This is a genomic window from Dietzia aurantiaca (assembly GCF_021033825.1).
GTDB lineage: Bacteria > Actinomycetota > Actinomycetes > Mycobacteriales > Mycobacteriaceae > Dietzia > Dietzia aurantiaca.
Genome location: NZ_JAIFXZ010000006.1, coordinates 104,382 through 131,041, shown reverse-complemented (window position 1 = coordinate 131,041; position 26,660 = coordinate 104,382). Strand labels below are relative to the sequence as shown.

Genomic DNA, 26,660 nt, shown 5'->3' with positions numbered 1-26,660 from the left:
GGATAACATCCGCACGTGCGCACCATCCCAGAGCAGTATCTCCGCAGCTCACACGCCCCGGATCCCAGGACACTGCTCGATGTCCTCGGTGCCGCCGCCGAGCGGCATCCCGACGCGCCGTGCCTCGACGACGGAGACCGGATCCTGAGCTACGGGCAGGTGTGGGAGCAGATCCACGCCTCCGCGCGATGGATGCACGAGCAGGGCGTGGGGGCCGGGGACCGGGTCGGCATCCACATGCCCTCCGGCACCGCCGAGTTGTACCTGGCGATCCTGTCGACGCTGGCCGCCGGAGCCGCGTACGTGCCCGTGGACGTGGAGGATCCGCCGGAACGTGCCGAGCTCGTGTTCGGCCAGGCGCAGGTGGCGGCCATCTACCGGGCCGAGGGCATGGTCGTCACCGGCCCGGGTCGCCGCGTCGACACCTCACTGCGCCGGGCGCCGACAGGGGACGACGACTGCTGGATCATCTACACCTCCGGCACCACCGGCCTGCCCAAGGGCGTGGCCGTGACGCACCGCAGCGCCGCCGCGTTCGTCGACGCCGAGTCCCGGATCTTCCTGCAGGACGCCCCGCTGGGTCCCGGGGACCGCGTCCTGGCCGGGCTGTCCGTGGCGTTCGACGCCTCGTGCGAGGAGATGTGGCTGGCCTGGGCCCACGGCGCCTGCCTGGTGCCGGCGCCGCGGTCGATCGTCAAGTCCGGACTCGACCTGGGCCCGTGGCTCCGCGACCGCGGCATCACCGTCATCTCCACCGTTCCGACGCTCGCGTCGATGTGGCCGAACTCGATGCTCGCGGAGATCCGCATGGTCATCCTCGGCGGCGAGGCCTGCCCGCCGGAACTGGCGGCGCGACTGTCCGGCGACGGACGCGAGGTGTGGAACACCTACGGCCCCACCGAGGCCACCGTCGTGGCGTGCGCCGCGCCGCTGGACGGGCTCGGCGAGGTGTCGATCGGCCTGCCGCTGGACGGCTGGGACCTGGCCGTGGTCGACGACGACGGCCACCCGGTGGGCTACGGCGAGTCCGGCGAACTGGTGATCGGCGGAGTGGGGCTCGCACGCTACCTCGACCCCGAGAAGGACGCCGAGAAGTACGCGCCCATGGAGACCCTGGGCTGGGAGCGCGCCTATCGCTCCGGTGACGTGGTCCGGCTCGAGGAGGACGGCCTGTACTTCAACGGGCGGGTCGACGACCAGGTGAAGATCGGCGGCCGTCGCCTGGAGTTGGGCGAGGTGGACACCGCTGTCTCGGCCCTTCCCGGGGTGAGCGCCGGCGCCGCGGCGGTGAAGAAGACCGACGCCGGCCAGCCCGTGCTCGTGGCCTACCTGGTGGCCCGGGACCCGGCGGGCTTCGACCTGGCCGAGGCCGCCGGCATCCTGCGCGAGCACCTGCCGGCCGGCGTGGTGCCGCGCCTGACCCTGGTCGACGAGCTGCCGACCCGCACCTCCGGCAAGGTCGACCGCGCCGCCCTGCCCTGGCCGCTGGCGGCGACCTCCGCCGCCGAATCGGAGCTCGACGGCACCGAGGCGTGGGTCGCCGAGTTGTGGTCGTCCGCCCTGGGGGCCGACGTCTCCGGCGTCGACGAGGACTTCTTCGCCCTCGGCGGCGGCTCGCTGGCCGCCGCGCACGTGGTGGTGAAGGTCCGTGAGCGCTTCCCGGCCGTCACCGTCAGCGATATCTACGACCGCTCGCGACTGGGCGACTTCGCCGAGTTCCTCGACGGGCTCGAACCAGAGGCCGAGGTCGAGCCCCGCAACGTCCGGCCGGTCGGCCGTGCGGCGCAGCTCGTGCAGGTCCTCGCGACCCTCCCGCTGCTCACCGTGACCGGCGTGCAGTGGCTGACCTGGCTCGGCGTGGCGAACAACATCGGAGCTGAGCTCGGCGCGAGCTGGGCTCGCCCCGTGTCGTGGTGGGTGCTGGCGGTCATGGCGGTGCTCCTGCTGTTGCCCGTCGGCCGGATGGTCGTCACCGCCGGTCTGTGCCGGGTACTCATGGCCGGGGTCCGACCGGGGGCGCACCCGCGTGGCGGCTCGGTACACATCCGACTGTGGGCGGCCGAGCGGCTCGTGGAGGCCTCGGGCGCGGCGTCGCTCGCCGGCGCCGGCTGGCTGACCACCTTCGCCCGCCTGCTCGGTGCGACGATCGGCCGCGGTGCCGACATGCACACCCTGCCGCCGGTCACGGGCCTGCTCACCGTGGGCGACGGCGCCTCGATCGAGCCCGAGGTCGATCTCGCCGGTCACTGGGTCGACGGCAACGTGGTGCACATCGGCGCTATCGAGATCGGTGAGAACGCCGTGGTGGGCGCCCGCTCGACACTGCTGCCGGGCGCGACGATCGGCCGCGGTGCCCACGTGGAGATCGGGTCCGCCGTGGTCGGCGCCGTCAAGGCCGGCAAACGCTACGCCGGATCCCCCGCCCTCAAGCGCGGCAAGCGCGGCTCCAGCTGGCCGTCCGAGCCCGCCCCGCACAGTCGGGGGTGGAGCCTGATCTACCAGGTCTCCGCACTGGTGCTGGGCGGGATGCCGCTCGTGGCGCTGACCGCCGGGCTGGCCCTGGTGGCGTGGGGATCCCGCGACGCCGAGAGTCTCGCCCGGCTGGCGCTGCAGACGACGCTCTGGTCGATCCCCGGAGCGCTGCTCGCGTTCGCGGTCCTCACCGCGTTCACGCTCGTGACGATCCGTCTCCTGTCGATCCGGCTGGGGCCGGGCTTCCACCCCGTGCATTCGCGCACCGCGTGGCAGGCCTGGTGCAGCGAGCGGATCATGGACGCCGCCCGCAACTGGCTGTACCCGCTGTACGCGTCCATGCTCACCCCGATCTGGTTGCGGATGCTGGGCGCGAAGATCGGCAAGGACGTCGAGGCGTCCACGGTGTTGCTCATCCCGTCACTGACCACGGTGCGCGACGGGGCGTTCCTCGCCGACGACACCATGGTCGCCCCCTACGAGCTGGGGTCCGGCTGGATGCGCCTCGAGCACGCGCAGGTCGGCAAGCGGGCATTCCTCGGCAACTCCGGCATCGCCTCCGCCGGCCGCAAGGTGCCCGCCCGCGGCCTGGTCGCCGTGCTCTCGTCCGCCCCGCAGAAGGCGAAGAAGGGCACATCGTGGCTGGGCTCGCCCCCGCAGAAGCTGCCCCGTGCCGTCACCGACACCGACGACGCCCGCACCTACCAGCCGCCGCGCCGCCTCAAGGCCGCCCGCGGTGCGTGGGAGACGTTGCGTCTGATCCCCGTCTGGATGTCGTTCCTGCTGCTGTGCAGTGTCCTCGTGCTGATGCAGGCCGCCCACCAGCAGTGGGGCTTCGCCGTGGCCGCGGTGACCTCCGGGCTCGTGCTCGCCTACGCGGGCCTGGTCGCGATGCTGCTCGCGGTGCTGGCCAAGTGGCTGTTCGTGGGCCGTATCCGCGCCGGTGAGCAACCGTTGTGGTCGTCGTTCGTCTGGCGCAACGAGGTCGCCGATTCCTTCGTCGAACTTCTCGCCGCACCGTGGATGGCGCGCCCCGCCTCCGGCACGCCGGTCCTCAACGCGATGCTGCGTCTCCTCGGCTCGCGCCTCGGCCGCGGCATCTGGTGTGAGTCGTACTGGCTTCCCGAGGCCGACCTGATCACCCTCGGCGACGGCGCCACCGTCAACCGGGGCTGCGTGGTCCAGACCCACCTGTTCCACGACCGGATCATGCAGATCGACACCGTCGACCTGGAGGCCGGCGCCACCCTCGGCGCCCACTGCGTGACCCTGCCCGCCTCCTCCATCGGCGCCGGCTCCACCGTGGGCCCGGCCTCGCTGGTGATGCGCGGCGACCGCATCCCCGCAGGCACCCGCTGGCAGGGAAACCCCATCTCACCGTGGCGGGGCTGAGGGCTCAGAAACGGCGACGGGGGCCCGGCCGCGGGGTCCACTAGACTCGCGCAGGTCATGGAACTCAGGGCAGTCAAGAAGGACCTCGTAGCCAAGATCGCGGCACCCCGCAACCCGTCGCGGGCGGACCCGGTCGACCCCTACCTACCGTCCGCCGGCAACCACGGGTACCGGGTGACCCGCTACGAACTGGACCTCACCTACAAGATGAGCTCCAACAACCTGCGAGGCGAGGCCGTCATCACAGCCACCGCCACCGAGCCCCTGGATTCCCTCCTCCTCGACCTGTCGCCGCACCTGAACGTCTCCAAGGTGACGCTCGACCGCGGCCGGGTCGCCCGCTACAGCCGGCCCCGCGGCAAGCTCGCCGTCACCCCTGCCGAGCCGCTCGCGGTGGGATCGGCGTTCACGCTGACCATCCGCTACTCCGGCAATCCGCGCCCCATCCGCGGCGCCTGGGGCGAGGTCGGCTGGGAGGAACTGACCGACGGTGTCCTGGTGGCCAACCAGCCCAACGGCGCCGCCAGCTGGTTCCCTTGCGACGACCACCCCTCCTCCAAGGCCCCCTTCCGGATCAGGCTCACGGCCGACTCGCCGTACCGCGCCGTGGTGACCGGCTCACTCGTGGGCAAGAAGCGCAGCGGCAGCATGACCACCTGGGAGTTCGACCTCCCCCACCCCACCTCCACGTACCTCGTCACCGTCAACCTCGGCCAGTACGAGCACGTGGAGGTCAGCGGTGGCCGGGTGCCGTTCCGCGCCTACCTGCCCGCCGACCTCAAGCGCGGTTTCCGGGTGGCGTTCGACCGGCAGCTCGAGATGATCGACGTATTCACCGATCTGTTCGGGCCGTACCCCTTCGAGGAGTACAAAGTCGTGGTAACCGACGACGAGCTGGAGATCCCGCTCGAGGCCATGGGCATGTCGACGTTCGGTCGCAACACGATCGAGTCCGGCGGCGCCGACGAGCGGCTCATCGCCCACGAGCTCGCCCACCAGTGGTTCGGCAACGCGGTCACCGCGGCCGAGTGGAAGCACATCTGGCTGCACGAGGGTTTCGCCTGCTACGCCGAGTGGCTGTGGACCGAGTTCTCCGGCGGCGCCGACGCCGGCAGCCACGCGCTGCGCTACTACGCCAAACTGCAGAACTCGCCGCAGGACATCCTCCTGGCCGACCCCGGCCCGAAGGACATGTTCGACGACCGCGTCTACAAGCGCGGCGCCCTGACCCTGCACGCGCTGCGGCTGACGATCGGCGACGACCGATTCTTCGACCTCCTGCGGGCCTGGGTGGCCAAGTACTCGGGCAAGAACGTCACGACCGACGACTTCCTGCACATGGCCGCCGATCATTCGCCCGTGGACCTGCGCCCCCTGTGGAACGCCTGGTTGTTCTCCGAGCCCGTGCCGCCCACCCTCGGCATGCCCGATGGCCTCCCCGGATCCCGCTGAGGCGGCGCCCACGACCGCTCGGGGGGCCACGGGCGGGATGCGGGCGCTGACGCTGGCCACCCTGTTCGCCGCGGCGTCGGGGTACCTGGTGATGCTCATCGCCGGCCGTGCCCTCGGGCCGGCCGACTATCCGCTGTTCGCCACCTACTGGGGTGCGTTCTTCGCCCTCGGCGGCGTCGCCAACGGGCTCATGCAGGAGGCCACGCGCGCCGTGCGATCGGCGCGACAGCTCGCTGGCGGCACCGGGCCCCTCGGGGGTGTCGACGACGACGGCGTCGGCAGCATCGACGGTCCGTCTCCGGCGTTCCCGCCGCCCGGACCCCGCGTCCGGCTGCTGACCGCCGGCCTCGTACTCGGCCTGGCGCTGGCCGCCGCGGTCGTCGTGAGCACCCCGGCGTGGGCCCCGGTCGGCCTGCCGACGTTCTCCGGGGCCGGCGTGGCGATCATGGCGGTCGGCATCCTCGGCTTCAGCCTCCAGGCGGCCACCGCCGGCGCCCTGTCCGGCTCGGAGAGGTGGGGGCTGTACGCGGTCCTGCTCACCGTCGATGCGGCGCTGCGCCTGGCCGTGGCCGGTATCGCCTGGTGGCTCGGCGATGCCGGGCTGGGCTTCGCGATCGCCACCGTCGCCGGCGCCATCTCGTGGGCCCTCCTCGTCGCGCTCTCCCCCACCACGCGCGCCGCGCTGGCCTCCGCCGTGGACGTGGGCCGCGGCCGGTTCTGGCGCAACACCGGCACCGCGATGCTCGCCTCCGCCGGCACGTCGGCGCTGGTCACCGGGTTCCCGCTGTTCGTCACCGCGACCGCCCGCCCCACCGATCCCGCCCCGCTCCTCGGTGCGGTGATCCTGGCCATCACCCTCACCCGCGCTCCCCTGCTCGTGCCGCTGACCAGCTTCCAGAGCGCGATCATCGTCTACTTCGTCGAACGTCGTTCCCGGGGACCGCGCGCCCTCGCGCTACCGCTCGCCGCGGTGACCGCCGTCGGCGTCCTCGGCGCCGGGGCCGCGTGGCTGGTCGGGCCCTGGCTGATCCGCGTGCTGTTCGGCGCCGAGTTCGAGCTGTCGGGCGTCGTGCTGGCCGCCCTGACCGCCGCCTCGGTGGGAACCGCCGCGCTCATGGTGACCGGCAACGCCGCCCTGGCCTTCGACCGTCACCTTCTCTACAACGTGGGCTGGTGGGTGGCTGTTCTCGCAGCAATCGCGTTCCTCGCCCTGGCCCCGGGCGCGCTCGACGTGCGCGCTGCCATTGCGCTGCTCGCCGGGCCCGGCGTGGGCGTACTGGTGCATGTGGTCGGCCTCGTCGTCGTCGACACCTCCTCACGCCCGGGGGCCCGCACGTGACCCACCTCCGTCCACTCGTCCGCGGTGCGGCCGAGCTGCTCGCCGCGCTGATGGTGGCCGCCGCCGTGGGTGTTCTCACCCTGCTCGTGGTGAACGCGCCGCCGTTCGCCCAGCCCAGCTGGCTGCCGGAGTCGTTCCGCGCGGCCCTCTCCGCCGGGTTCGTCGTTCTGGCCGGCTGGCTGCTGCTGCGCCGCGCCACCGGCCGGCGCACCCTGTGGCTGCTCGGTGCGGCGGGCCCGTCGTTCCTGGCCTCGTCCCACCTGGGGCTGCTGCTCAACGGCACCCCCCACTACCTGTTCGGCCTGGGTGGCGACCAGATCAACCGCGTGGCCTACGTGACCCGCTTCGCCGATTCCGCAGGGCTGGCCGACCCGTTCTACGCCGACGCCGCGCCGTTCTATCCGCCCCAGTGGTTCTGGGTGGGTGGCCGGCTGGCCGCCATGTTCGGCGTGGACGGGTGGGAGTTCTACAAGCCGTACGCGATCATCACGATGGCCGTGGCCGGGGCGATCGCGTTCGTGGCCTGGCGGTGGCTGCTCCCGGCCCGCCTGGCGATCCTGTTCGGCCTGGTGACCGCCGTGGTGGGCGTCCACACCAACGCCTATGAGCCGTATTCGTGGATCCTGATCTGCCTGTTCCCGCAGGTCGTGGTGGCGACCTACCTGCTCAGCGCGCGCATCGCCGTGGCCGCGGGCTCGCCGACGGACAGCCGGCCGACGTGGCCGCTCGTCGTGACGATCGGCGTCTACCTCGGCATCGCGGCGTTGGGCTACACCCTGATCGCCGGCTTCGCGGCGCTGGTCGTGGGCCTGGTGGTTCTCCTCCACGCCTGGTGGCACCGCTCCGAGCGCGCCGTGGTCCGCGCCCTCCTCGGCCGGCTCGCCGCGATGGCCGGGATCTCCGCGGCGATCGCGCTCCTGTTCTGGCACCGCTACCTGGTCGCGGTGATCACCGGGGCGGAGACCGAGGCGTCTGTCGCCAACGACTTCGCGCCCGAGTCCGGCGCGAACCTGCCGCTGCCGATGTTCGAGATGTCGGTCACGGGTGTCCTGTGCCTGATCGGGCTGGTGTGGATCGTGGTCACCGTGTGGCCCACCGGCGCCGATCGGTCCGCCGCCGCGCTGCACGCGCGGGTCAGCGTCGGTGCCCATGACGAGCCCCGCCCCGACGACGACAACGACCCCGCTCCCTCCGCGTGGCCGCTGCCCTCACCGGGTCGGGCGCTCGTGCTCGCGCGCAGTCTGGCCGTGATCACGGTGGCCGTGTTCGGCTGGTTCCTGCTCTCCGGGCTGCGGGCCGTCGCCGGCAGCACGCTGTTGCCCTTCCGTATGATCCCCGCCCTCACGCTGGTCCTGGCCCTCGCCGGGATGGTGGGGGCGCTCGCGCTGACCCGGTGGGCCGTCGCGGCGGTCCCGGGGCTGCCCCATAGCAAGGTGCTCGCGGCCGTGGTCGTGGCGGCGGGGCTCGCCGCCGTCCAGATGGTGCAGCACGTGTCCGAGGAGGACGCCGAGTTCGCGGCGGTCGCGCGCAACACCCCCGGCGTACCCACGGACGTCCTGACGGCGATCGACGACATGACGTCCGACCGCGAGCCCTCCGATCTGGTGCTGCTGACCTCCGACCCCACGCTGTACTCGTACCGGCCGTTCTTCACGTTCCAGGCTCCCGCCCAGGCGTATGCGACCCCCACCGGGCGGTACGAGGAGCGCACCGACGAGATCCGCGAGTGGGCGGCGACCCCATCGGCCGTGGACCTGGCCGCCGAGCTCGACGCGAGCGAATTCCGCGCCCCCGATGTGTTGGTCCTAGATCGCGAAACCCCCGAGCGGTGGGTGTTCCCCGCCGTGATCAACCAGATGCCGCTCCAGCACAACAACTCCCGCGAGGAGATCGTGTTCGGTCCGGACCAGTTCGATAACCCCGGCCTGTTCGACGTGCGCGAGGTGGGGGCGCGGGTCGTGATTGTGCGGCGATAGGTCGCACGTCGGCGACGGCGTCGGGGTACGCCGGAACTTTCTTGCGCTCGCGGGAACCGCCCGCCGAGCCGGGCCGTCGTACTGGTTGTGGGAATGAGTAGAGGTGTAGGCGCGGCGCTGGTCGCCGCCGTCATGGTGCTGTCCGGGTGCGCGTCTGCCGCCGAGGATGTGACGACGACGAGCCCGTCACCCGAGACGCCCGTCAATCCGTGGGACCTGCCCCTCGAGGAACGGCCCGATCTCTTCGACCCGTGCGCCGAGATCCCGGTCGAGGCGGTTGAAGCGGCACTCGGTGGTCCCGTCAGGCCGGACGAGGCTATGCGCAACCACAAGCCGAACGAGCTCCACACCTGCGGCTGGCGAAATGATGAAGTGCTGCTAGGAGTTGTCGGAACTTGGATGTCCCGAGAGGAATTCCTGGCCGACACAGAGTTCGGCCCGATTGACACAAATTCGAACGTGCACGGGCGCTCTAGCTTTCGGACAACTGACCGAACCGATCAGGTTAATTCTTCTTGTTATCAGATCTTTTTCACAGCCGAAGGTGCCGTAGTTGTGAACATCAATCTGCTCAAGACAATGGGCCAATATCGAGGCAGGACTTTCACGAAATCCTGCGACGTCCTCGATGAAGTTCTTGAGTCCATAATGGACCACTTGCCGGGAGGGGACTTCTAATGACAGTGCATCTCGAACCCGGTGTTGCCAAAGCTTGCCAGCACGCCTGTGACGAGTTCGTGACGACTATTCGAAGCTCTAGTTCCAATTTCCGCATTGGGGAAATGGCGGGATCAGCCGGCGCGTTTGATACCGCCCGCCAGATCGGGACTGTGTATTCGCTATTCGCGGGCGAGGATCTACGCACTCTTCTGAACGGATTCGTGACCCAGGTCGAGGCGATGTCGGTGCTGTTCGCCGCAGCCGGCGGGATGATCGATGCCCAGGACCAAGCAGCTGCTGCCGCACTCGGGAAGGCGGCCGAGGAGCCAGCCGGACTGAAGAGCATCGGACTGATGAGCATGCTCGCGTCGATGCATGGCCCGGCAGCGACTATCGCCGTCTCGGCATCCGCTTCGGCCGCGGAGGACCCCGAGAACGTGGGCGGCTACGACCGAGTAGGGCCGGAGGACGTGTCCTCGACCCCGTTGGAGCGGATCGTCACCGCCGCCGAGGCGTTGGACCCGAGCCAGTTCGAGCAGGTACAGAAGCAGGTCACGACCGCTGCGGGCACGCTGGACTCGGCGGCTTCAACCTTGCAACGCGAATTGGACGACGTACTTGGCGGTGCCTGGCAGGGCGAGTTCGCCCAGGAGGGCGCGAGGGCGGTCCACGCGTTGACCGGGTCCGCGTTCGACCTCGTGGGCGTGCTGGAAGAAGTCGCCACCCGAGCCGACGGAGCACAGATCGGGTTCCACACCACCCGCAGCAACATCTCCTCCGAGTCGCTGAAGCTGGAGCTGGCGCAGGCCCGCACCCCGGGGCTCGGATCCGGTCCCGGCGCGACACTGGGTCCCGCCTCACCAGGCGCGGCCGAAGCTGCTTCCGCAGCTCGGACGGCAGCCGAGGAACAGGCGCGAGCTGTGGTCAACACCGAGTACAGCCCCGCAGTGATGAAGGCCAACCTCGACGACCTCCAGTTCCCCACCGCGTTTCGAGTCGTCTCCGGTGCCGCACTTGGTGGCGCCACCGGCATCGACCCCGTCTCGGCGTGGAACACCGAGGGCATTCCGCAGACCGCCGGCGCAGCCGCCCCCGGTCCAACTGCCCTGGCCGCTGCCGGTGCCGGCGGGCCCGGCGCCAGCGGGGTCAGCGGGCCGGCGACCGACGCTGCGGGCGCAAGCGCGCCGATCGCGGCTACCGACGCCGCCACGGAACAGGCACTCCTGGCCTCCCGCGCCGGTGCGGGCGACGCATCCGGACTGGGCGCAGTCGCTCCAAATGCGGGCGCAGGCCCGGCCGGGACAGGTCCGGTGAACGCGGCCACCACCGCGGCGGGCGCGCCTCTGGCACCGATGAACGGAACTCCGGGACAGCAGGCCGGTGGCACGGGAACGTCCGGCATCCGCGGACTACGCGGCAACGCCGGAGCCCGCGACGGCGCGGCGGGCAGCCGGGACCGTGATCGTGGCTTCGGCAGCGCAGCCGGGCTGGTCGGAGGCGGCGGGGCCGCAGCCGCCGGCGCCGCAGCGACGCGCATGGGCGGGGCCGGGACCCTGGCAGGTCTGAGCCACTCGGCCGGCCCGGGTGTCGGCGGCCCATCTGCCGGTGTCCCGGGGGCAGGCGCCGGAAACGCCACCGGAGCAACCACCGGTGCTGGTGGGATGGGGCCGACGTCGTCGTCGACTGGTGGTTCAACCGCAGGGCGACCAGGCGCGATGCCGATGGGCATGATGGGCGCCGGCGGGGCCGGGCAGGGCTCCGACCGACGTGGACACACGCCAGCCGGTTATCTGACCAACGCCACCAACACCACCGACATCATCGGCGACCCCGTCAAAGTCACGCCCGCGGTACTCGGTCGCCACGCTGAGTCCGCGAGCACGACAACCGACGCGGCTGTGGGCAAGGCCGACGCTGCGGATTCGGACGGTTCCGCAGGCGTCGTCCGCTCGCCGGGGCGGGTGCTCGGCCGCAGCTACACGGGCAGCGGCGACGAGCGGAGCTAGGCGCAGGGCTCGGATGCCCGTCGAGGTCAGGCGCTGCGGAGGTCGTCCGGCGCCGGGAACGGCAGGACGATCTCGCGGCCCACGTCCTCGATCGCGTCGGTCAAGGCGGTGGTGAGCACAATGCGGTCGTCGTAGACGTGGGCGATCCGAACCGTGAGCGGGTCCGCATCCGACGATCTGGACTCGCTGTACACGAACCGTTCGGCCAGGAAGTGCAGACCTATCACGTCGAGTGCTTCCTCCGCCTCGAACCAGTCGTCGACGGTCTCCAGCGGGCGGCCGAGGCGATCGATCGGGACCAGGCGCGGCTCGGCGACGGTCATGTCGATCCAGCCGACCAGCTCGCCGTCGTCGCGGCGGTGCGGAATCCAGGTTTCGGGGATCATCAGACGAGTCTGCCCGTGCGTTGGCGAGTTGGTCGTCATCACTGCGGAAATGGTCGCCGCTATAGCGCGACGCGCTCGGCGGCGTCGCACTGGTGACGACCATCCGGCCGGCGCTCAGGCCGTGACGACCGCCTGCATGATTAGAAACGCCACCAACGGCACCAGCGGCGTGACCACCATCGCCGTCACGAGCGCCCACAACCGGCGGCGCCACAGCACGAGCGCGCCCATCACGACGACGGCCGCCATCAGCGCGGTGATCGGCGTGAGCGCCATGATGGTCTGCCACCGTGGCTCGCAGATCAGCTCGGTGCTCTCTCGGAAGCAGGTGTCCGAGAGCATCGCCGACAGGCCACCGAACAGCAGGCTCAGCAGCGCCAGGACAACGACCTCGGCGCCGTAGAGAACCGCCCCGATCACCCAGGAGACCGGGGCCTGCCCGGAGCCCGCGCTCGAATCCGGACCCGAGCCCCCGTCCGGGCGGCCGGGCTCGGGTTCCACCGTCAGAACTTCCGGAAGGTGTGCCCCAGCAGCTTCTTTCCGCCCTCTGCCAACTTCCCCGCCTTGGCTGCGGTGGGCAGCAGCGAGAGTGCGTTGAGCCGCGAGGTCACGTGCAGGCGCGCAGCCCGCTCGGCGTTCTTCCAGCCGCGGGCGCCAAATGCGTCGGCCTCGCCGGAGAAGAAGCGGGCCTCCTCGTCGAAGCGGCGGCCGTCGAGCGCTCGCACCGACGAGTCGGAGGCCGAGTGGCGTCGGTAGAGGAACGCGAGCGTCGGGTCGTAGATCATGTGCCCGCCGCCGGTGATCACATCCACGAGCAGCGCCAGGTCCTGCACCACGTCCAGGCCCTCACGGAAGCCGATGCGCTTGACCCACTCGGAGTTCCACGCCAGTGACGGGAAGTAGGTCCAGTTGCCGTGCATGAGCGAGGTCATGAGCTTCTCGCCGTGCAGAACCGTGCGGCCGTCGGCCTTGGGGGTGGTCAGCGACTTCACGCTGTCGCCGAGGCCGCGGACGGCGGAGCCGTGCTCGTCGATGACATTGACGCCGACCTCCATCACCGCGGCGTCGGGCACGGCGGCGAATCCGTCGGCCACGACCTGCAGGTAGTTGGGCAGCATGATGTCGTCGGCGCCCATGATCACCACGATCGGCGCGGTGACCATGCCGATGCACTTGCGGTAGTTGCCGTTGGCGCCGAGGTTGGTCTCGTTCTTCTCGTAGGTCACCCGGCTGTCGACCGCGGTGATCTCGCCCATGTATCGGGCGGGCTCCGGGTCCGGGTAGCCGTCGTCCACCACGACCAGCCGGAAATCCTTGTAGCTCTGCGCCAGGACACTGTCCACGGCCTTCTTGAAATGGTCGACATCCCCGTAGTAGGGGAGCATCACATCAATGGCCATTGGTGAACCGCCGTCCTTGTCGTCTCCGGATTGTCCGTCCGATCGCATAGTATCGACCCTCGATGACCGGAGACAGTGTGCGGCCCACGGGGCCAGATGAGGAGGCCGGGGGCGACCCCGTCCGCAACCGCGATGTCTGGCTCATCGTGCCCTGCTTCAACGAGGGCACGGTGATCGAGGACGTGCTGCGCAACGCCGGCGAGACGTTCCCCAACATCGTTGCGGTGGACGACGGCTCGGCGGACGACTCGGCGGCGGCGATCCACCGCGCCGGGGCCCACCTGGTGCGGCATCCGGTGAACCTGGGCCAGGGCGCGGCCATCCAGACGGGTGTCGAGTACGCGCGCAACCAGCCGGGCGCCCGCTACTTCGTCACTTTCGACGCGGACGGTCAGCACCAGGTCAAGGACGTACTGACGATGGTCGGGCGGCTCCGTAGCGAGCCCGTGGACATCGTGGTGGGCACCCGTTTCGGCCGCCCGCGCGCGGAGGACGACCAGGTGCCGTTGATCAAGCGCCTCGTGCTCCGCACGGTGGTGATGCTCAGCCCGCGCACGCGTCGCCTCGGGCTGACGGACGCCCACAACGGCCTGCGCGTGTTCAACCGCCGCGTGGCCGAGGGCCTCAATCTGCGCATGAACGGGATGAGCCACGCCAGCGAGTTCGTGGAGCTCATGGACTCGAACGGCTGGCGCGTCGCGGAGGAGCCGGTCGACATCCTGTACACCGAGTACTCCATGTCCAAGGGGCAGTCGCTGCTCAACGGGATCAACATCCTGTCCGACGGGATCGTGGGACGGAGGCTGCCCTAGATGATCAAGGTTCTGCTGCTTCTGGCCGGCGCGGTGCTGGTCGCGTTCTTCGTGGCCAACCGTCGCAAGGCCCGGGCCAAGGCCGGCGTGAAGATCGGCTTCGTGCTGTTCGTGGTCTTCATGGTCTACGCCGTGATCCGCCCGGACGATCTGACGTGGGTCGCCAACCGCCTGGGTGTGCAGCGTGGCACCGACCTCGTGCTGTACGCGCTGGTCATGGGCTTCGCGTTCGTGACGGTGTCGACATGGGTGCGCTTCCGCGAACAGGAGCTGCGGTACGCGCGACTGGCCCGCACCATCGCGCTGGCCGACGCGGTGCGGCCCGAGGATCACGTCGACGTGCGGGTCATGAAGCCCGTGTCCGACGACGATCCGCTGCAGTCCTGAGCCACGTCGTGGATCCCGCGAAGGGTCCGGGTGCGGGTTCCGCGCAGACCGCCGGGACACGCGAGAACACCAAGGCCTGCCGCTCCGCCGCCGAAGTCGACGAGGCACGCGCCGAGGCCGCCCGGCTGCGGGATCGCCTCGGGGTGGCGAGCGCCCGCCTCGAAGCTCTGCTAGCCCCGGGAGACGGGTCCGCGCCGGGGGAAGGAGCCGCGCAGCGCAGAGGTGTCGCCAGGTTCGACGACGACGCCATCAACTCAGAGCTCCGGTCACTCCTTGCCCCCGCCGCCGCCCGGGTCGCCCGCCTGCTCGAGCTGGCGGCGTCGGTCGCGGACGGCGCGCTGACCGAGGAGTCCGCCACGCGGGCCGCCCGGGCGATCGCGGCAGAGCAACCCCATCGGCGGCCGCGGTGAGCGGTGCGATTCCGGAGAACCCACCTCCGCTGCGGGTGACTCGACTACTCGAGCTGGCCACCGAGGCGCTCTCGGCGCGGGATGCCCTCGCCACGGCGCGCGACGCCCTGCTCTCGGCGCCCGTGCACTCCCCCGCGCTGAGCGCGCTCGCCGAGGCGATCGACGGCGAGACCCGCGTTCTCGACGAGTTCCTGGCCGGCGTGTACCGGCTGGTCGAGCTGGCGGAGGACAGCTGGGACGATCTCGACGGCCCGCACCCACTCCCCGAGCCTGAGCGCGGCCTCCTCCTGCGGTCGCTGGACCGCGCCGTGGACAACGCGTTCATCGATCTGGCCCGCCTGACCGGCACCCGCCCCGCCGCGGTCCGGACGATCGACGCCGCCGGCCTCGACACCCGCGCCACGGTCGCGTCGTGGGCGCGGGCCGAGCCCGACGCGGTGTACTCGACCGTCGAGCACCTGAGCACCGCCGATCGCCGCCTGCTGGCGCTGGCCGAGCCCGTGGCGGTCGGCAGCACGTACGGGGTGCCGTGGGCGGTTCGCGCCCGCGCCAATGCGGTGTCGGTGCGCCGGGCGCTGCATCGCGAGCAGGTGGCGGGCACGCCGTGGAGCCCGCGCATCGGCCGGCTGGAGACCATGGCCCGCCGGGCTGGCCGCCGACGTCGTTCGTTTGTCGGCTTCTCGGCCCGCCGGGGCGGCCGGATGATCGAGGTCGTGGGTGAACCCGGCCCGGCCACCGAGGCGATCGCGGTCTACGTGCCGGGCACGGGCACCAACCTGGACATGTCGCACGTCAACACGGACGTGGTCGATGACTTCGTCGACGCCGCCACCGGCCGCCTGGTCGCCGTGGCCTACCTCGACGGCGAGTTCCCGCAGGACATCATGGCCGACGCGGGCCGCCCGGACTTCGCCGAGGAGATGGCTCCGCGACTGGTCCGCTTCTGCCGCGAGGTGGACCGCGTCGTGGAGATCGATTGCCCCGGCGCCGCGGTCACGGTCCTCGGTCATTCGTACGGCGGCCGGATCGTGGGCACGGCCGAGCGGATGGGGCTGCGCGCCGACCGGGTCGTCTACGCCGCCTCCCCCGACCTCGGGGTGGGGGTCAACGGCCCCGAGGACTGGCGCTCCCCCGGGCCGGTGCGCCGCTATTCGATCACCGCGCCGGCCGATCCGGTGGAGCTGCTCCAGGCCCGGTTCGCGCTGCGACGCCGCTGGATGACCCGCAACCTGCCGGACGGGGTGGTCCGCCTCGACGCCGGTTATTTCGACGACGACGAGCCCGTCTACGGGACCCGCGGTCACGGCGGGTTGTTCGATCGGGACTGTGGCGCGTTCCGGGCGATGCTGGCGGTCATGCTCGGCGGACGGGCCCCGCTCTGGCGCGACCGCGAGATCCACGCCCGCCACACACGCGTGCGCAGGGGCGAGCAGGGGCGGCTGCTGCCGATGATCCGCCGCCACGCGGTCGGGCTGTGGCTGCGCCGGGACGACGCCCCCTACGGCGAGCCCTCGGTCGTGTGGGCGGCACCCGAGCAGGTCATCGACATCCCCGCTGCCCGGACGGTGCGGCGGTAGCAGCGGCGGGGTCGGTCAGTCGCGGAAGTAGGCGACCGTGCGGGCCACGCCCTCGCGGATCGGCACCTGCGGACTCCAACCGAGCACCTCTCCGGCCCGGCGGGCGTCCAGCGCCGAGCGTGCGACGTCGCCGAGGCGGGCGGGCGCGTACTCGGGATCGTCGGTGGCGCCGGCGGCCTCGGCGACCAGGGTGTGCAGTTCCCGGTCGGAGGTCTCGACGCCGGTGCCGATGTTGAAGCGCAGCCCGGCCGCGGCCTCGACCTGCGACGCGCGGACGAAGCCGTCCACCACGTCGTCGACGAACACGTAGTCGCGGGTGTTGCCGCCGTCGCCGAAGACGCGGGTGGGCTGCCCGGCGAGCAGGCGCTGCGAGAAGATCGCGACCACGCCGGCCTCGCCGTGCGGATCCTGGCGCGGACCGTACACGTTCGCCGGAGCGACGCCCGCCCACTCGATGCCGTACAGGCGGGAGAACATCTCGAGGTAGATCTCCCCGGCGACCTTGCCGGCCGCGTACGGGCTGAGCGGATCCACCGCCCGGGTCTCGGCCACCGGCAGCTCGGTGACGGGACCGTAGATCGAGCCGCCGGAGGAGGTGAACACGATCCTGCGCACACCGGCCCGACGGGCGGCCTCGGCCAGGCGCACGGTGCCCACGACGTTGACCTCGGCGTCGTGCACCGGGTCCTCGACGGACAGTCGCACATCGATCTGCGCGGCCAGGTGGAAGATCACCTCCGGCCGGGCCTCGGCCACCACGCCCTCGATCGCGGGATCGGTGAGGCCCGTCTGGTGGAATGCGAACCGCTCGCCGACATCACGGGCGGCGGCGAGGTTCTCGAGTCGCCCGCGGGACAGGTCGTCGACGACCGTCACCTCGTGCCCCTCTGCCAGCAGTCTGTCCACGAGGGTCGAGCCGATGAACCCGGCTCCGCCCGTCACGAGTGCACGCAAGTGTTCCCCTCCCGGTGTGCGGCGGATCCGCCGCGGCCGACCGTCTGGACGCCTGAAGCACAGGATACGACCGACGGGGGCGGCGGTCACTCCGGGATCTCGGATTCCAGGGTGAGCGGGGCCCTGGCGTGCGGCGGGAACGGCGAATCGTCGAGGATCTGCGCGAGCTCGGCGTCGGAGAACGCGGCACGTACCGCGAAGATCCGGACCTGCGAGTCGTTGTACACCTTCACCAGGCCGGGCGTCGCGTCGAGTTCGAGCAGGTGCGGGTTGGGTTTCTGGAAGCCCCAGTAGTTGGGCGGGCTGATGTAGACGTAGGTGACCCCGAGCTCGGCCAGGGCCGCATCCACCGCGGGGTTCACGCCGGCCTGATCCAGCGTCATGAACAGGCTGCTGGTCAGGGGTGCGGTATCCCCGGGTGCCAGGTAGTGCCGCGAGGTCGAGGGCAGGCCATCGGTGGCGTACATCCAGCCGGAGCCCTCGTCCGGATTGGTGTAGATCTGCCCGCTGTAGGCGCGGGGTTGCTCGGACAACCACCGGAAAGCCGCCAGGTCATGGCCGTCGACGAGCCGTCCCCAGCGTTGGTTCGACCCGGCCGCGACCGCGTACTCGGGCGAGGTCTGGATGACCCACGAGCCCGTGCCCACCAGTGCCGCCAGCGCCACCGCCACCCGCAGGCCCGCCACCCCGCGCCCGTCCGGGTCGGTGATCGGGTCGATGAGCCGGCCCAGCCAGCCCGCGAGCACCTGCACGAACGCGCCCACGCCCACCCCCACCGCGGCGGCCACGACAACGGCCATCACCACCCCGATCCGGCGCGGGTCGTTGTAGAAGACACTGCCGAGGGCGCGCAACGTGCCGCCGGTCCAGTTGCCGAAGTGGCCCATGGCGTTGACGCACACCACCAGCAGGCCACCCCACAGAAGGATCGGCCAGAGGACCAGGCGGCGCAGCATGACGATCACGCCGAGCGCGGCGAGGGACAGCAGCACCCAGCGCACGCCGAAGTCCTCGACGTGGCGCACCTGCAGGGCCGCCGCCTTGCCCCAGGTGGCAGCCCTGTCGGCGTTGATCTCGAACTCGAACGCCGAGATGTCGTCCGCCTCGGCGGAGACGGTGAGGATCTGCGGCAGCAGGGTGAGCACCCCGGCCAGCCCGACACCGGCCAGGACGAGGAAGTCGCGCAGGCGTCCGCGCACCGGTCGCCACAGGGCGTCGAACAGCCACCAGAACAGCACGATCACCGCGACGGTGACCATGCCCGACGGGTGGACGCCACCGATGCCGACCAGGCCCAGCGCCGCCGCGGGGATGAGCCGCCGGTCGGCCACCGCCGCCACCACGACAGCGGCACCCAGACCGGCCAGACCATTGGCCACCGCGGACGGGGTCGCGGCCACCATGACCTCCATGAACGGCAACCCCGGGAACAGCGCGGTCGCCACGGCCGCGACCGCCGCGGAGGTGGCCACCACCGGGCGCGAGAACCGCCGGTGGGTGATCAACCACGCCAGCGCCGCCACGCCGAGCGGGAACACCAGAGCAACGGAGCCGATCTGCACGAGGTTGTACGTCTCCACGGCCCCGATGCCGCGCAGCGCCATGACGAGCGCGGCGATCGCATGCCACGTACTGGGGTAGTAGAGGGTCGCCGAGTTCTCCGGGTAGCGCAGCGCGCCCGCGTGGTCCGGCGAGGCCAGGCCCTCGTCGTGGATGAACCGGATGTAATTGGCGTGCCAGTGCGCGTCCCAGCCCTGGAACACATTCGCCGTACCGCCGGGCATCGCCGACAGTTCCGTGATGATCATCTGGCCGATCAGCCAGGCGCTCACCAGGACCGCCGTGCCGGGCAGCAGCCACCACCACGACCGGCGACCCGCCCGTGCCGCGGCTCGTCCCGCGGGGTCGGCAGGCCGCCCCGCGTTGGCGCGTGCCGCCCGCGAACGACCGCGAGTGCGCTTCCTGCGTCTGCTGCGGGACGTTGCCGGACGGGCGGCTCGTCGTCGCCGTCGTCGTCGTCGTCGGATCCAACCGACGCCGGTGATGAGCAGGCCCACGACACCGACCACCGCGGTGGTCACGGCCGTGACCACCGCGTAGCCGGCGAGCGTCCAGGGCACGTCGATGCGGCCGTAGACGTAGCTCGCGATGGCGGCGATTCCGAACGACACCGGGATCGACGTGGCCACGGCCAGTCGCAGCGGCAACTGGGCCGCTATTCCGACGATCGCCCCGGGCAGCACCAGGAGCGCGGTCAGGGTCACCATGACCATCGCGATGTCGATGACCCGCCTCCGTTCCTCGCCGACTTACCGTTCAGCCCATTATGGGCCACCCCTGCGCCATCTCTTCACCGCGGCACGAGGACTCCGACAGGTCCGCTGCCGACGCACATTTCGGTGACGCCCCCACGTGGGGAAACGGTGAGGCCCGTGCCCCCGCCCTCGACCCGCACGAACACCGTGCCCAGACCGGCCCGCACCGGGGCGACGGTCTCCTCGCCCTGATCGAACCCCAGGGCGAGGAGACCGTCGGCGTCGGCGAACACGTTGAGCTGCACCACCCAGTCCCTCTCGAGCAACGGGTCGTCCAACTCGAGCCGGGCCCCGTCCGGCCCCACGCGATGACCGCAGGCGGGCTCGGGCCCCTGCGGGAGCGTCCGGCCGAACGCCACCTCGGCCGGGTGGAGCGCGCCCAGGGCATCGACGAGGACCGGCTCGGGGGTCCACGTACCCACCTCCGGCATCCCGGGCACGCCGGTGATCAGTGTCGACAGCCGGTGTGCGGGCGCCGTGACCGGGTGGAGAACCTCGAACGGCACGTCCTGGTCGAGCATCGGTTCCGGCCGATCGCGCAGCGTCTCCACCAGCGGCTGCACGTAGTCACGCGACGGCTGCTCGGACCAGACCTGCCGGAACGTCACGGTCGACACGACCGACGACGCGAGCAGCGCGATGAGCGCGAGCACGCCTACGACCGTGTGCGTGGGCGCCGCCGTGCGCCGCGGTGCGGCCAGGGCGAGCGCGGCGGCCGCGCCGAGGATCACCGGCAGTTCCGCGTGATAGCGGAGGGTCTGGACGATCTCGGCGGCGGTGTCCGGGCCGGCGCGCCCGGCCGCGACCAGGACCACCGAGATCAGGGGGTACAGCGCGGCGACCAGCCAGATCGCACCGGTCCGGCGCCGCGTGAGCAGCGACCACGTCAGGACCGCCGCGCACGCCAGCACCCCCACCGCCACCGCGGCGACCGGCGGATCGGCCATGGGCGGGCCGGGATGCCAGCGGTCCCACCGCCACGGTCCGCCGCCCAGCGCGGGAACCACGGCCAGGCGGTAGGTGTGGGCCACGAGGTCGACGAACCCGGGGCGTGTGCCCTCCGCCTCGCCGAACGATCCCCGACCTCCGAGCCGTCCGACGACGACGACGAAGACCCCCGCCCACACCACGACGATCACTGCCTGTGCGGCCCACGCGACACGGGTGCGCCGCCAGAGATCGAGGATTTCCGCCCGTCCTCCCCCGGCGGTCCACCATCCGGCCAGCAGCACCGTCGCCGCGACCACGGGAATGATGAGGGCCTTCTCCACGAACAGCAGGCCGAGGACCGTGGCCAGCGTGGCCTCCACGGCATGCCTGCGGTGGCCCGTCCGGGCGAGCAGCACCATCGAGGACACCGCCCAGGCCAGCGCGGCGCTGAGCGGGAGCACGTTGAGGGCGGCCGCCCACCAGGTGGCCGCGGTCAGGCCGAGCGGGATGGCCAGGCCTGCGACGAGCGGCACCAGCAGCACGGGCCGGCCACGGAGCAGCACCCAGAGCATGCGGGCGTACGCGGCGCCGGCGAGCAGTTGGAGCACGACGATCTGCGCGAGCGGGAGCCGGAAATCCAGCGGCGCGAAGTGGGCGGCGATCCAGACCAGCGCCATCCCACCGGGCATGAGGTGCCCGTCATGGTCGGTGAGCAGGAACTCCGGGCTCGGCCGCGAATAGCCTGCGGCCAGGCTGTGCAGAATCAGATCGTCCCAGTAGAACCAGCCCGCGGCCGCCACCCAGAGGCGCACCACCGCGGCCACCACCACGATCGCCGCGCACAGACCGACCAACGCGCGCGGGGACACGATTGCGCGCGAGGACTGGCGGGGCGGCGGGTTCTCGGCGGTGGGCGACATCGCGGGTCAGGGTAGCCGCACCCTCCGACACGGTCTCCGAGACGCACCCGCACCGCACCACGCCGCCGCGCACTAGCGCAGCCCCGGCAGGCCGCGGGCGGGGATGTCGGAGGGCATGACTATGGTGCCCCGCATGAGTTCACGGTCCTCTCGCCCGGTCATCGCTGTCGTCCTCGGCGTGGCCGTGCTGGCGGGCGTCGGCTGGTGCGCCGAGGCCGAGAAGGGGACGAACTTCCCGAGCCCGACCGGAGGAGCCGATTCATCGCAGGCCGTCACGTCGGTGCCCGCTCCGCCGGAGGGGTCACCGGATTTCGACCCCGCACCTGCGCCCGCTCCTGAGCCGGCCCCCGGTGAGCCCGGGGGCCCGGCGGTGCCGGAGGCGCCCGCGCCCGGGGGCGATCCGCTCGTCCCGCCGGCCCGTGCGGCGCTGGGGCAGCTCGAGGTCAAGGGACGCGCACCCAAGACGGGGTACGACCGTGATCTTTTCGGTCAGGCCTGGTCGGACGACGTGGGCGTGGAGTTCGGTCGCAACGGCTGCGACACCCGCAACGACATCCTCAAGCGGGACCTGCAGGAGCACACCTTCCGGCCGGGGACGCGGGACTGCGTGGTGCTCACCGGCGTGCTGAACGGGCCGTACACCGGGGAACGGATCGAGTTCCAGCGCGGACAGGACACGTCGTCTTTGGTGCAGATCGATCACGTGGTGGCGCTGTCGGACAGCTGGCAGAAGGGGGCGCAGCAGCTCACCGTGGAGCAGCGCCGCGATCTCGCCAACGACCCGCTCAACCTGTTGGCCGTGTCCGGTCGGGCCAACCAGCAGAAGGGGGACGGCGACACGGCGACCTGGCTGCCGCCGCGGCGCGAGTTCTGGTGCTCGTACGTCTCGCGTCAGGTGTTGGTCAAGGAGCGCTACGGGCTGTGGGTCACGCAGGCGGAGCGCGATGCGATGGACCGGGTCCTCTCCGGCTGTTGAGCCGGGCCCGCACGGGATCAGAAGTCGAACAGGCCTCCGCCGTCGCCACCGAACAGCCCGCCGTCGAAGAACCCGCCGCCGTCGCCACCACCGTCACCGCCGAACAGACCGCCGTCAAAGAACCCGCCGCCGTCTCCCCCGGCGTCGCCGCCGGCATCACCGCCGTCGCCACCGAACAGGCCTCCGTCGAAGAACCCGCCGTCGTCGCCGCCCATGTCGCCACCCATGTCACCGACGTCGGCGCCGCCCTCGCCGATGCCGGAGGCGAAGTCCTCACCGGAGTATCCGACGCCCGACATGCCGGCGAACATCATGTTGAACATCATCATCGAGCTCATCATCCACATGCCGCTGACCAGCGCGGATGCCCACCAGGGCTCCGAGTACCAGCCGGCCGGGACGGGCCGCCCCGCCACGACGCCGCCCGGGTAGTAGTGCGGGGTGTCGTCGCCCGGCTCGGTGGCGGCCTTCATCTCACGGCCGTCCACCTCGACCGTGCGGTCCTCGGTGACCCGGCCCGCGCGGGACTGGCCCGGGGTCTCCGGCAGCTCGGGGCCGGGGTCCATGCCCATCGCCTCGCGGGCGGCGCGCACGTAATACAGCCCCTCCAGAGCGGTGTCCTTGGCCAGCTGCGCCTGCACCGGTGTACTGGCTCGCTCGAGTTCGGTGACGGCGGCCGTATAGCGCTCGGAAGCGTCCGCCATGGCCTGCTTCGAGGCGTCGTCGATGCCGTCGATGTTGAACACCTGGGCGCCGAGCCGCTCGACCCACCGGGTCGCCTCCGCGCGGTAGTCCTCCAGGTGGCGGTTCTGATGCGCCTGCAGCTGGGTCTGCCCCTTGTTCTGACTGCGGGAGATCACGGCGACGGCCACCGCGATCACGGCGGCGATGAGGAGGAATTCCACGGGAGCGACCTTTCTCGGTACTACTGACCGAGCGTACCGAGATCGCCGACGTCAGGACATCGCGCGCGCCCCCGCACCGGGCATGAGAGCCGCTACGCCCGAGGGCGAGTTCGGAACGCGCCATCCGGGACGACCGGCCCGTGTGGTTCGCGGGGCGCTTGACGTCGTGCAATGGCGGTCGCTCCCAGGCGGGAAAGCAGGGCCATTATCCCGGAGATAACAGCGATCCCCCGGCCGGCGGGCCGAGGGATCGGGTGTGGTGTGGAGCCGCGTGTCGGAATCGAACCGACGACCTTTTCATTACGAGTGAAATGCTCTACCGACTGAGCTAACGCGGCGAGCCCTTGTGGGGCGAGGCAACTATATCCGACGGGGCCCGTGACCGAAAAAACGAGGGCACCGCCCGATGCCGGGCCAGCCGAATCACATGCTGCCCGCCAGCACCCCGGGCGGCCGCGCGAGTCCGCGCGAGTCCGCGATCAGGTCAGGGCCGCACGGATGGCGCCGACCATGGCGAAGACCGCGAACTTGGGCTTGACGTTGACCTCGATCGCCGACCGGCAGTCCTGCACCGCCTCGATCGCCATGAGGATCGACGCCGCCGAATAGTGACCACCGAGGCGGGCCGCCTCGTCCGCTTTGTCCGCGTGGACCGGCGCGACATCGCGCGCCCCGATAGCGGCCGTCAATGCGTCCCGATAGAACCCCGCCAGGTCGACCAGCGCGAGATCCAGCGAATCCCGGGTGGAACGCGTCCGGCGCGATTTCTGCGCGCGCTCGAGTTCCTTGACCGCCCCTGACGCACCGCGCCCCGCGGACGCCGTGCCCTTGCCCGTACCGCCGGCTCCGAGGGCGGTGCGCAACTCCTCGACCTCCCGCTCGTCCGACTCGGTGTTCCGCGCGATCGCCTCCTGCTCGGCGGTCTTGACCAGTTGGTCCGCGAGCGGGAACGCGCGTCCGGGGTTGTGCATGACCATCGGCAGCTGCAGCACGACCTCACGACGTTCGCGGGTCGCCTCGTCCGTCGCCAGCCACCGGGCGCGACCGACATGCCCCGACGAGACCGAGGCCGCCCACCTTGCCCGTTCCGGGTCGATCGAGCCGTCGGCGAGCAGCGCACGCTCCACCGCCTGGGCATCCGGTTGCCGCAGCGTGACGTTCCGCGACCGCGACCGCAGGGTCACCATGATGTCCATCGGGTCCGTGGTGGGCGAGCACAGCAGGAACACCGTGCGACTCGGCGGCTCCTCGACCACTTTGAGCAGGGCGTTACCCGACTGTTCGGTGAGCCGGTCCGCCTCCTCGACCACCACGATCTGCCACCGGCCGGTCCCGGGTCGGCTCGCGGCCCGGTGGATGGTCTCCTTGACGTCCTTGAGCAGGATGTTGACCCCTTGCGGGGCCAGCAGGTGCACGTCCGCGTGCGTCCCGGCCAGGACGGTGTGACAGGCCCGGCACTCGCCACAACCGACGATCTCCGGGTGCTCGCACTGCAGCGCCGCCGCGAAGGCCATCGCCGCCACGCTCCGGCCGCTGCCGGGCGGGCCGGTGAACAACCACGCGTGGACCATGCGCGCATCCGACTCGTCCCACCCCTGGCCGGGGACACGCAGTCGTGCGGCGGTGGCCGCTGCGGTCAGTTCCGCCACGGCCTCGGCCTGACCGGCCAGACGATCGAACACCCCGGACATGGGCCCACCTTATCGCCGTCCTCCGACATACCTACGTTCCCGGGATGACCGGCGCGAACTACTCTGGGTGCAATGGAGCGCTGGGTCAGGTTGTTCAGGTGGCTGTGGGCCACTCCCTGGCCCGTCTACGCGCTGACGATGGTGCAGGCCAACATCATCGGCGCGGTCTTCGTGTTCGCGTTCCTGCGCTTCGTCATCCCCATGGATCGCTTCCTGGACCTGGACGAGTTCCGATTCCTCAACCAGTACCTGTTCATCGGCTACCTGGTGCTGGCGTTCATCGGTGGCGTGATCGCCTCCACGCTGCTGCTTCTCCCCGTGCTGCGGGCCGATCGCGCCGGCCAGGACTTCGGGGGCGAGGTCCGAGACCGGACCCTCAGACTGCCGTTCCACCAGGCCCTCATCTCGGGCGCTATGTGGGTGATCGGCACGCTGCTGTTCGTCGTCGTCAACGTGGGCCACTCTCCCCGCCTCGCCCTGATCGTGGCGGTGACCAGCATCCTCGGTGGGATCGTCACGTGCCTCATCTCGTACCTCCAGGCCGAGCGCATCATGCGACCGATTACGGTCCGCGCGCTGGCCCGCGGTGTCCCGACCAGCCGCCATGTCCCCGGCATCCGCCGGCGCATCTTCCTGGGCTGGTCGCTCACCACGGTGATCCCGATCGCCGGCGTGCTGCTCATCTTGATCGGCCACTGGTTCGGCCTTTTCGGGAACGATCCTGACCACATCCTGGTGGCATTGGCGGTCCTGGCCAGCGTCGCCGTGATCGCCGGTGCCATCGGGATGGGTCTGGTCTCCGACTCCATCGCGGACCCCGTGCGCGAGATGCAGGACGGCGTCCAGCGCGTGAAGAAGGGCGATCTTGAGACCCGCCTGACGATCTACGACAGCTCCGAGGTCGGCCGCCTGGCCCAGGGCTTCAACGAGATGGTCACCGGGCTGCAGGAGCGCGAGGCCATCCAGGACCTCTTCGGCCGCTACGTCGGCGAGGACGTGGCCCGCAACGCCCTCGAGCGGGGCACGGAGCTCGGCGGACAGGAGAGAGAGGTCGCGGTCCTGTTCGTCGACCTCACGGGGTCGACCGAGTTCGCCGCCGCCCACGAGCCCGCAGAGGTCGTGGCCGTGCTCAACGAGTTCTTCCGGATCGCCGTCGAGGCCGTCGACTCCAACGACGGGTACATCAACAAGTTCCAGGGCGATGCCCTGCTCGCGGTGTTCGGGGCTCCCATCGAGGTCGACAACGAGGCCGGACGCGCCCTACGGGCGGCCCGCGCGCTCCAGGCACGCCTCTCCGAGCTGGCCCCGCTGACCGCCGGCATCGGGGTGTCGTACGGCACGGTCATCGCCGGCCACATCGGCCACGCCAAGCGGTTCGAGTACACGGTGATCGGCGACCCGGTCAACGAAGCCGCCCGCCTGACCACCCTGGCCAAGATGGAGCAGGGCCACGTCCTGGCCTCGGCCGCGGCGATCCGCCACGCCGACGCACCCGAGGTGGCCCGCTGGGTGCTCGGCAGCAGCGTGGAGCTGCGCGGGCGCGGGGTCATGACCCAGCTCGCACGGCCACTACGCCCGACTCTCGCGGACCGCTGGCAGGCGGGGAACGTCGCATTGCGCCCGGCGCCTGCGGACCACGCCACAGACTGACCAGCCCTGCCCGCCCGAGGGCCGCCCCGGCTGACCGTGCCGGCCCGACG

Annotated in this window: 20 protein-coding genes and 1 tRNA gene; 12 read left to right on the top strand and 9 right to left on the bottom strand. The window is 71.2% G+C overall.

Annotated features, from left to right (window positions below):
* Positions 1 to 15 precede the first annotated feature (15 nt).
* The 6 genes from K3888_RS08845 (at position 16) to K3888_RS08820 (ending at position 11,297) form a co-directional block, all read left to right on the top strand.
* Positions 16 to 3,864, top strand: coding sequence for a Pls/PosA family non-ribosomal peptide synthetase (locus K3888_RS08845; protein ID WP_230929890.1), 3,849 nt, complete (start codon positions 16 to 18; stop codon positions 3,862 to 3,864).
* Between the two features lie 57 nt (positions 3,865 to 3,921).
* Positions 3,922 to 5,316, top strand: coding sequence for a M1 family metallopeptidase (locus K3888_RS08840; protein WP_230929889.1), 1,395 nt, complete (start codon positions 3,922 to 3,924; stop codon positions 5,314 to 5,316).
* Positions 5,294 to 6,655: a polysaccharide biosynthesis protein gene (locus tag K3888_RS08835; RefSeq protein ID WP_230929888.1), complete on the top strand. Its 1,362-nt coding sequence runs from the start codon at positions 5,294 to 5,296 to the stop codon at positions 6,653 to 6,655. Before K3888_RS08840 ends, K3888_RS08835 begins: the two co-directional genes overlap by 23 nt.
* Positions 6,652 to 8,631 carry an arabinofuranosyltransferase gene (locus K3888_RS08830; protein ID WP_230929887.1) on the top strand — a complete coding sequence of 660 codons (1,980 nt, stop codon included), beginning with the start codon at positions 6,652 to 6,654 and terminating at the stop codon, positions 8,629 to 8,631. Before K3888_RS08835 ends, K3888_RS08830 begins: the two co-directional genes overlap by 4 nt.
* A gap of 93 nt (positions 8,632 to 8,724) precedes the next feature.
* The gene (locus K3888_RS08825) at positions 8,725 to 9,309 is read left to right on the top strand and encodes a DUF3558 family protein (RefSeq protein WP_230929886.1); all 585 of its coding nucleotides are present in this window, start codon (positions 8,725 to 8,727) and stop codon (positions 9,307 to 9,309) included.
* 203 nt (positions 9,310 to 9,512) lie between these two features.
* Positions 9,513 to 11,297 carry a WXG100 family type VII secretion target gene (locus K3888_RS08820; protein ID WP_230929885.1) on the top strand — a complete coding sequence of 595 codons (1,785 nt, stop codon included), beginning with the start codon at positions 9,513 to 9,515 and terminating at the stop codon, positions 11,295 to 11,297.
* A 26-nt stretch (positions 11,298 to 11,323) separates the two neighbouring features.
* Here K3888_RS08820 and K3888_RS08815 read toward each other — a convergent pair whose 3' ends face one another.
* The 3 genes from K3888_RS08815 to K3888_RS08805 form a co-directional block, all read right to left on the bottom strand.
* On the bottom strand, positions 11,324 to 11,683 hold the full coding sequence (locus K3888_RS08815) for a hypothetical protein (protein ID WP_230929884.1): 360 nt from the start codon (positions 11,681 to 11,683) through the stop codon (positions 11,324 to 11,326).
* Positions 11,684 to 11,797: 114 nt separating this feature from the next.
* On the bottom strand, positions 11,798 to 12,184 hold the full coding sequence (locus K3888_RS08810) for a hypothetical protein (RefSeq protein WP_230929883.1): 387 nt from the start codon (positions 12,182 to 12,184) through the stop codon (positions 11,798 to 11,800).
* A gap of 2 nt (positions 12,185 to 12,186) precedes the next feature.
* Complete coding sequence (locus K3888_RS08805; protein ID WP_230929882.1) at positions 12,187 to 13,083, bottom strand: glycosyltransferase family 2 protein; 897 nt, start codon at positions 13,081 to 13,083, stop codon at positions 12,187 to 12,189.
* Between the two features lie 62 nt (positions 13,084 to 13,145).
* Here K3888_RS08805 and ppgS point away from each other — a divergent pair, with 62 nt between their 5' ends.
* The 4 genes from ppgS to K3888_RS08785 are packed head-to-tail and all read left to right on the top strand — an operon-like array spanning position 13,146 to position 16,269.
* On the top strand, positions 13,146 to 13,895 hold the full coding sequence (gene ppgS, locus K3888_RS08800) for a polyprenyl-phospho-N-acetylgalactosaminyl synthase PpgS (RefSeq protein WP_230929881.1): 750 nt from the start codon (positions 13,146 to 13,148) through the stop codon (positions 13,893 to 13,895).
* The gene (locus K3888_RS08795) at positions 13,896 to 14,282 is read left to right on the top strand and encodes a DUF2304 domain-containing protein (RefSeq protein WP_230929880.1); all 387 of its coding nucleotides are present in this window, start codon (positions 13,896 to 13,898) and stop codon (positions 14,280 to 14,282) included.
* An 8-nt stretch (positions 14,283 to 14,290) separates the two neighbouring features.
* Positions 14,291 to 14,692, top strand: a complete 402-nt coding sequence (locus tag K3888_RS08790) for a hypothetical protein (protein ID WP_230929879.1) — start codon at positions 14,291 to 14,293, stop codon at positions 14,690 to 14,692.
* Positions 14,689 to 16,269: an alpha/beta hydrolase gene (locus K3888_RS08785; RefSeq protein ID WP_230929878.1), complete on the top strand. Its 1,581-nt coding sequence runs from the start codon at positions 14,689 to 14,691 to the stop codon at positions 16,267 to 16,269. The genes K3888_RS08790 and K3888_RS08785 overlap by 4 nt, the downstream gene beginning before the upstream one ends.
* A gap of 15 nt (positions 16,270 to 16,284) precedes the next feature.
* Here the strand turns inward: K3888_RS08785 and K3888_RS08780 are convergent, their stop codons facing one another.
* The 3 genes from K3888_RS08780 to K3888_RS08770 all read right to left on the bottom strand — a co-directional run bounded on the left by K3888_RS08780 (position 16,285) and on the right by K3888_RS08770 (position 21,388).
* The gene (locus tag K3888_RS08780; RefSeq protein WP_230929877.1) at positions 16,285 to 17,223 is read right to left on the bottom strand and encodes an NAD-dependent epimerase/dehydratase family protein; all 939 of its coding nucleotides are present in this window, start codon (positions 17,221 to 17,223) and stop codon (positions 16,285 to 16,287) included.
* A gap of 86 nt (positions 17,224 to 17,309) precedes the next feature.
* Entirely contained in the window at positions 17,310 to 19,490 is a 2,181-nt protein-coding gene (locus tag K3888_RS08775) for a DUF6541 family protein (protein WP_230929876.1), read from the bottom strand.
* Positions 19,491 to 19,573: 83 nt separating this feature from the next.
* Positions 19,574 to 21,388 (bottom strand): hypothetical protein, encoded by a 1,815-nt coding sequence (locus tag K3888_RS08770; protein WP_230929875.1) that lies wholly within the window; start codon positions 21,386 to 21,388, stop codon positions 19,574 to 19,576.
* A gap of 133 nt (positions 21,389 to 21,521) precedes the next feature.
* Here K3888_RS08770 and K3888_RS08765 point away from each other — a divergent pair, with 133 nt between their 5' ends.
* A complete protein-coding gene (locus K3888_RS08765) occupies positions 21,522 to 22,364 on the top strand; it encodes an HNH endonuclease family protein (protein WP_230929874.1) in 843 nt (280 codons plus the stop codon).
* Positions 22,365 to 22,381: 17 nt separating this feature from the next.
* Here the strand turns inward: K3888_RS08765 and K3888_RS08760 are convergent, their stop codons facing one another.
* The 3 genes from K3888_RS08760 to K3888_RS08750 form a co-directional block, all read right to left on the bottom strand.
* Positions 22,382 to 23,269, bottom strand: coding sequence for a DUF1542 domain-containing protein (locus tag K3888_RS08760; protein WP_230929873.1), 888 nt, complete (start codon positions 23,267 to 23,269; stop codon positions 22,382 to 22,384).
* Positions 23,270 to 23,531: 262 nt separating this feature from the next.
* Positions 23,532 to 23,607 (bottom strand) — tRNA-Thr (locus tag K3888_RS08755).
* 141 nt (positions 23,608 to 23,748) lie between these two features.
* On the bottom strand, positions 23,749 to 24,960 hold the full coding sequence (locus tag K3888_RS08750; protein WP_230929872.1) for a DNA polymerase III subunit delta': 1,212 nt from the start codon (positions 24,958 to 24,960) through the stop codon (positions 23,749 to 23,751).
* A gap of 72 nt (positions 24,961 to 25,032) precedes the next feature.
* Between K3888_RS08750 and K3888_RS08745 the strand changes: the two genes are divergently transcribed.
* Complete coding sequence (locus K3888_RS08745) at positions 25,033 to 26,610, top strand: adenylate/guanylate cyclase domain-containing protein (protein WP_230929871.1); 1,578 nt, start codon at positions 25,033 to 25,035, stop codon at positions 26,608 to 26,610.
* The last annotated feature ends 50 nt before the right edge of the window (positions 26,611 to 26,660 follow it).

Coding starts and splice junctions, on each gene's coding strand:
- K3888_RS08840 (WP_230929889.1), top strand. CDS start 3,922: ATGGAACTCAGGGCAGTCAAGAAGGACCTCGTAGCCAAGATCGCGGCA.
- K3888_RS08835 (WP_230929888.1), top strand. CDS start 5,294: ATGGCCTCCCCGGATCCCGCTGAGGCGGCGCCCACGACCGCTCGGGGG.
- K3888_RS08795 (WP_230929880.1), top strand. CDS start 13,896: ATGATCAAGGTTCTGCTGCTTCTGGCCGGCGCGGTGCTGGTCGCGTTC.
- K3888_RS08775 (WP_230929876.1), bottom strand. CDS start 19,490: ATGGTGACCCTGACCGCGCTCCTGGTGCTGCCCGGGGCGATCGTCGGA.
- K3888_RS08750 (WP_230929872.1), bottom strand. CDS start 24,960: ATGTCCGGGGTGTTCGATCGTCTGGCCGGTCAGGCCGAGGCCGTGGCG.
- K3888_RS08805 (WP_230929882.1), bottom strand. CDS start 13,083: ATGGCCATTGATGTGATGCTCCCCTACTACGGGGATGTCGACCATTTC.
- K3888_RS08765 (WP_230929874.1), top strand. CDS start 21,522: ATGAGTTCACGGTCCTCTCGCCCGGTCATCGCTGTCGTCCTCGGCGTG.
- K3888_RS08745 (WP_230929871.1), top strand. CDS start 25,033: ATGGAGCGCTGGGTCAGGTTGTTCAGGTGGCTGTGGGCCACTCCCTGG.
- ppgS (WP_230929881.1), top strand. CDS start 13,146: ATGACCGGAGACAGTGTGCGGCCCACGGGGCCAGATGAGGAGGCCGGG.
- K3888_RS08815 (WP_230929884.1), bottom strand. CDS start 11,683: ATGATCCCCGAAACCTGGATTCCGCACCGCCGCGACGACGGCGAGCTG.
- K3888_RS08825 (WP_230929886.1), top strand. CDS start 8,725: ATGAGTAGAGGTGTAGGCGCGGCGCTGGTCGCCGCCGTCATGGTGCTG.
- K3888_RS08770 (WP_230929875.1), bottom strand. CDS start 21,388: ATGTCGCCCACCGCCGAGAACCCGCCGCCCCGCCAGTCCTCGCGCGCA.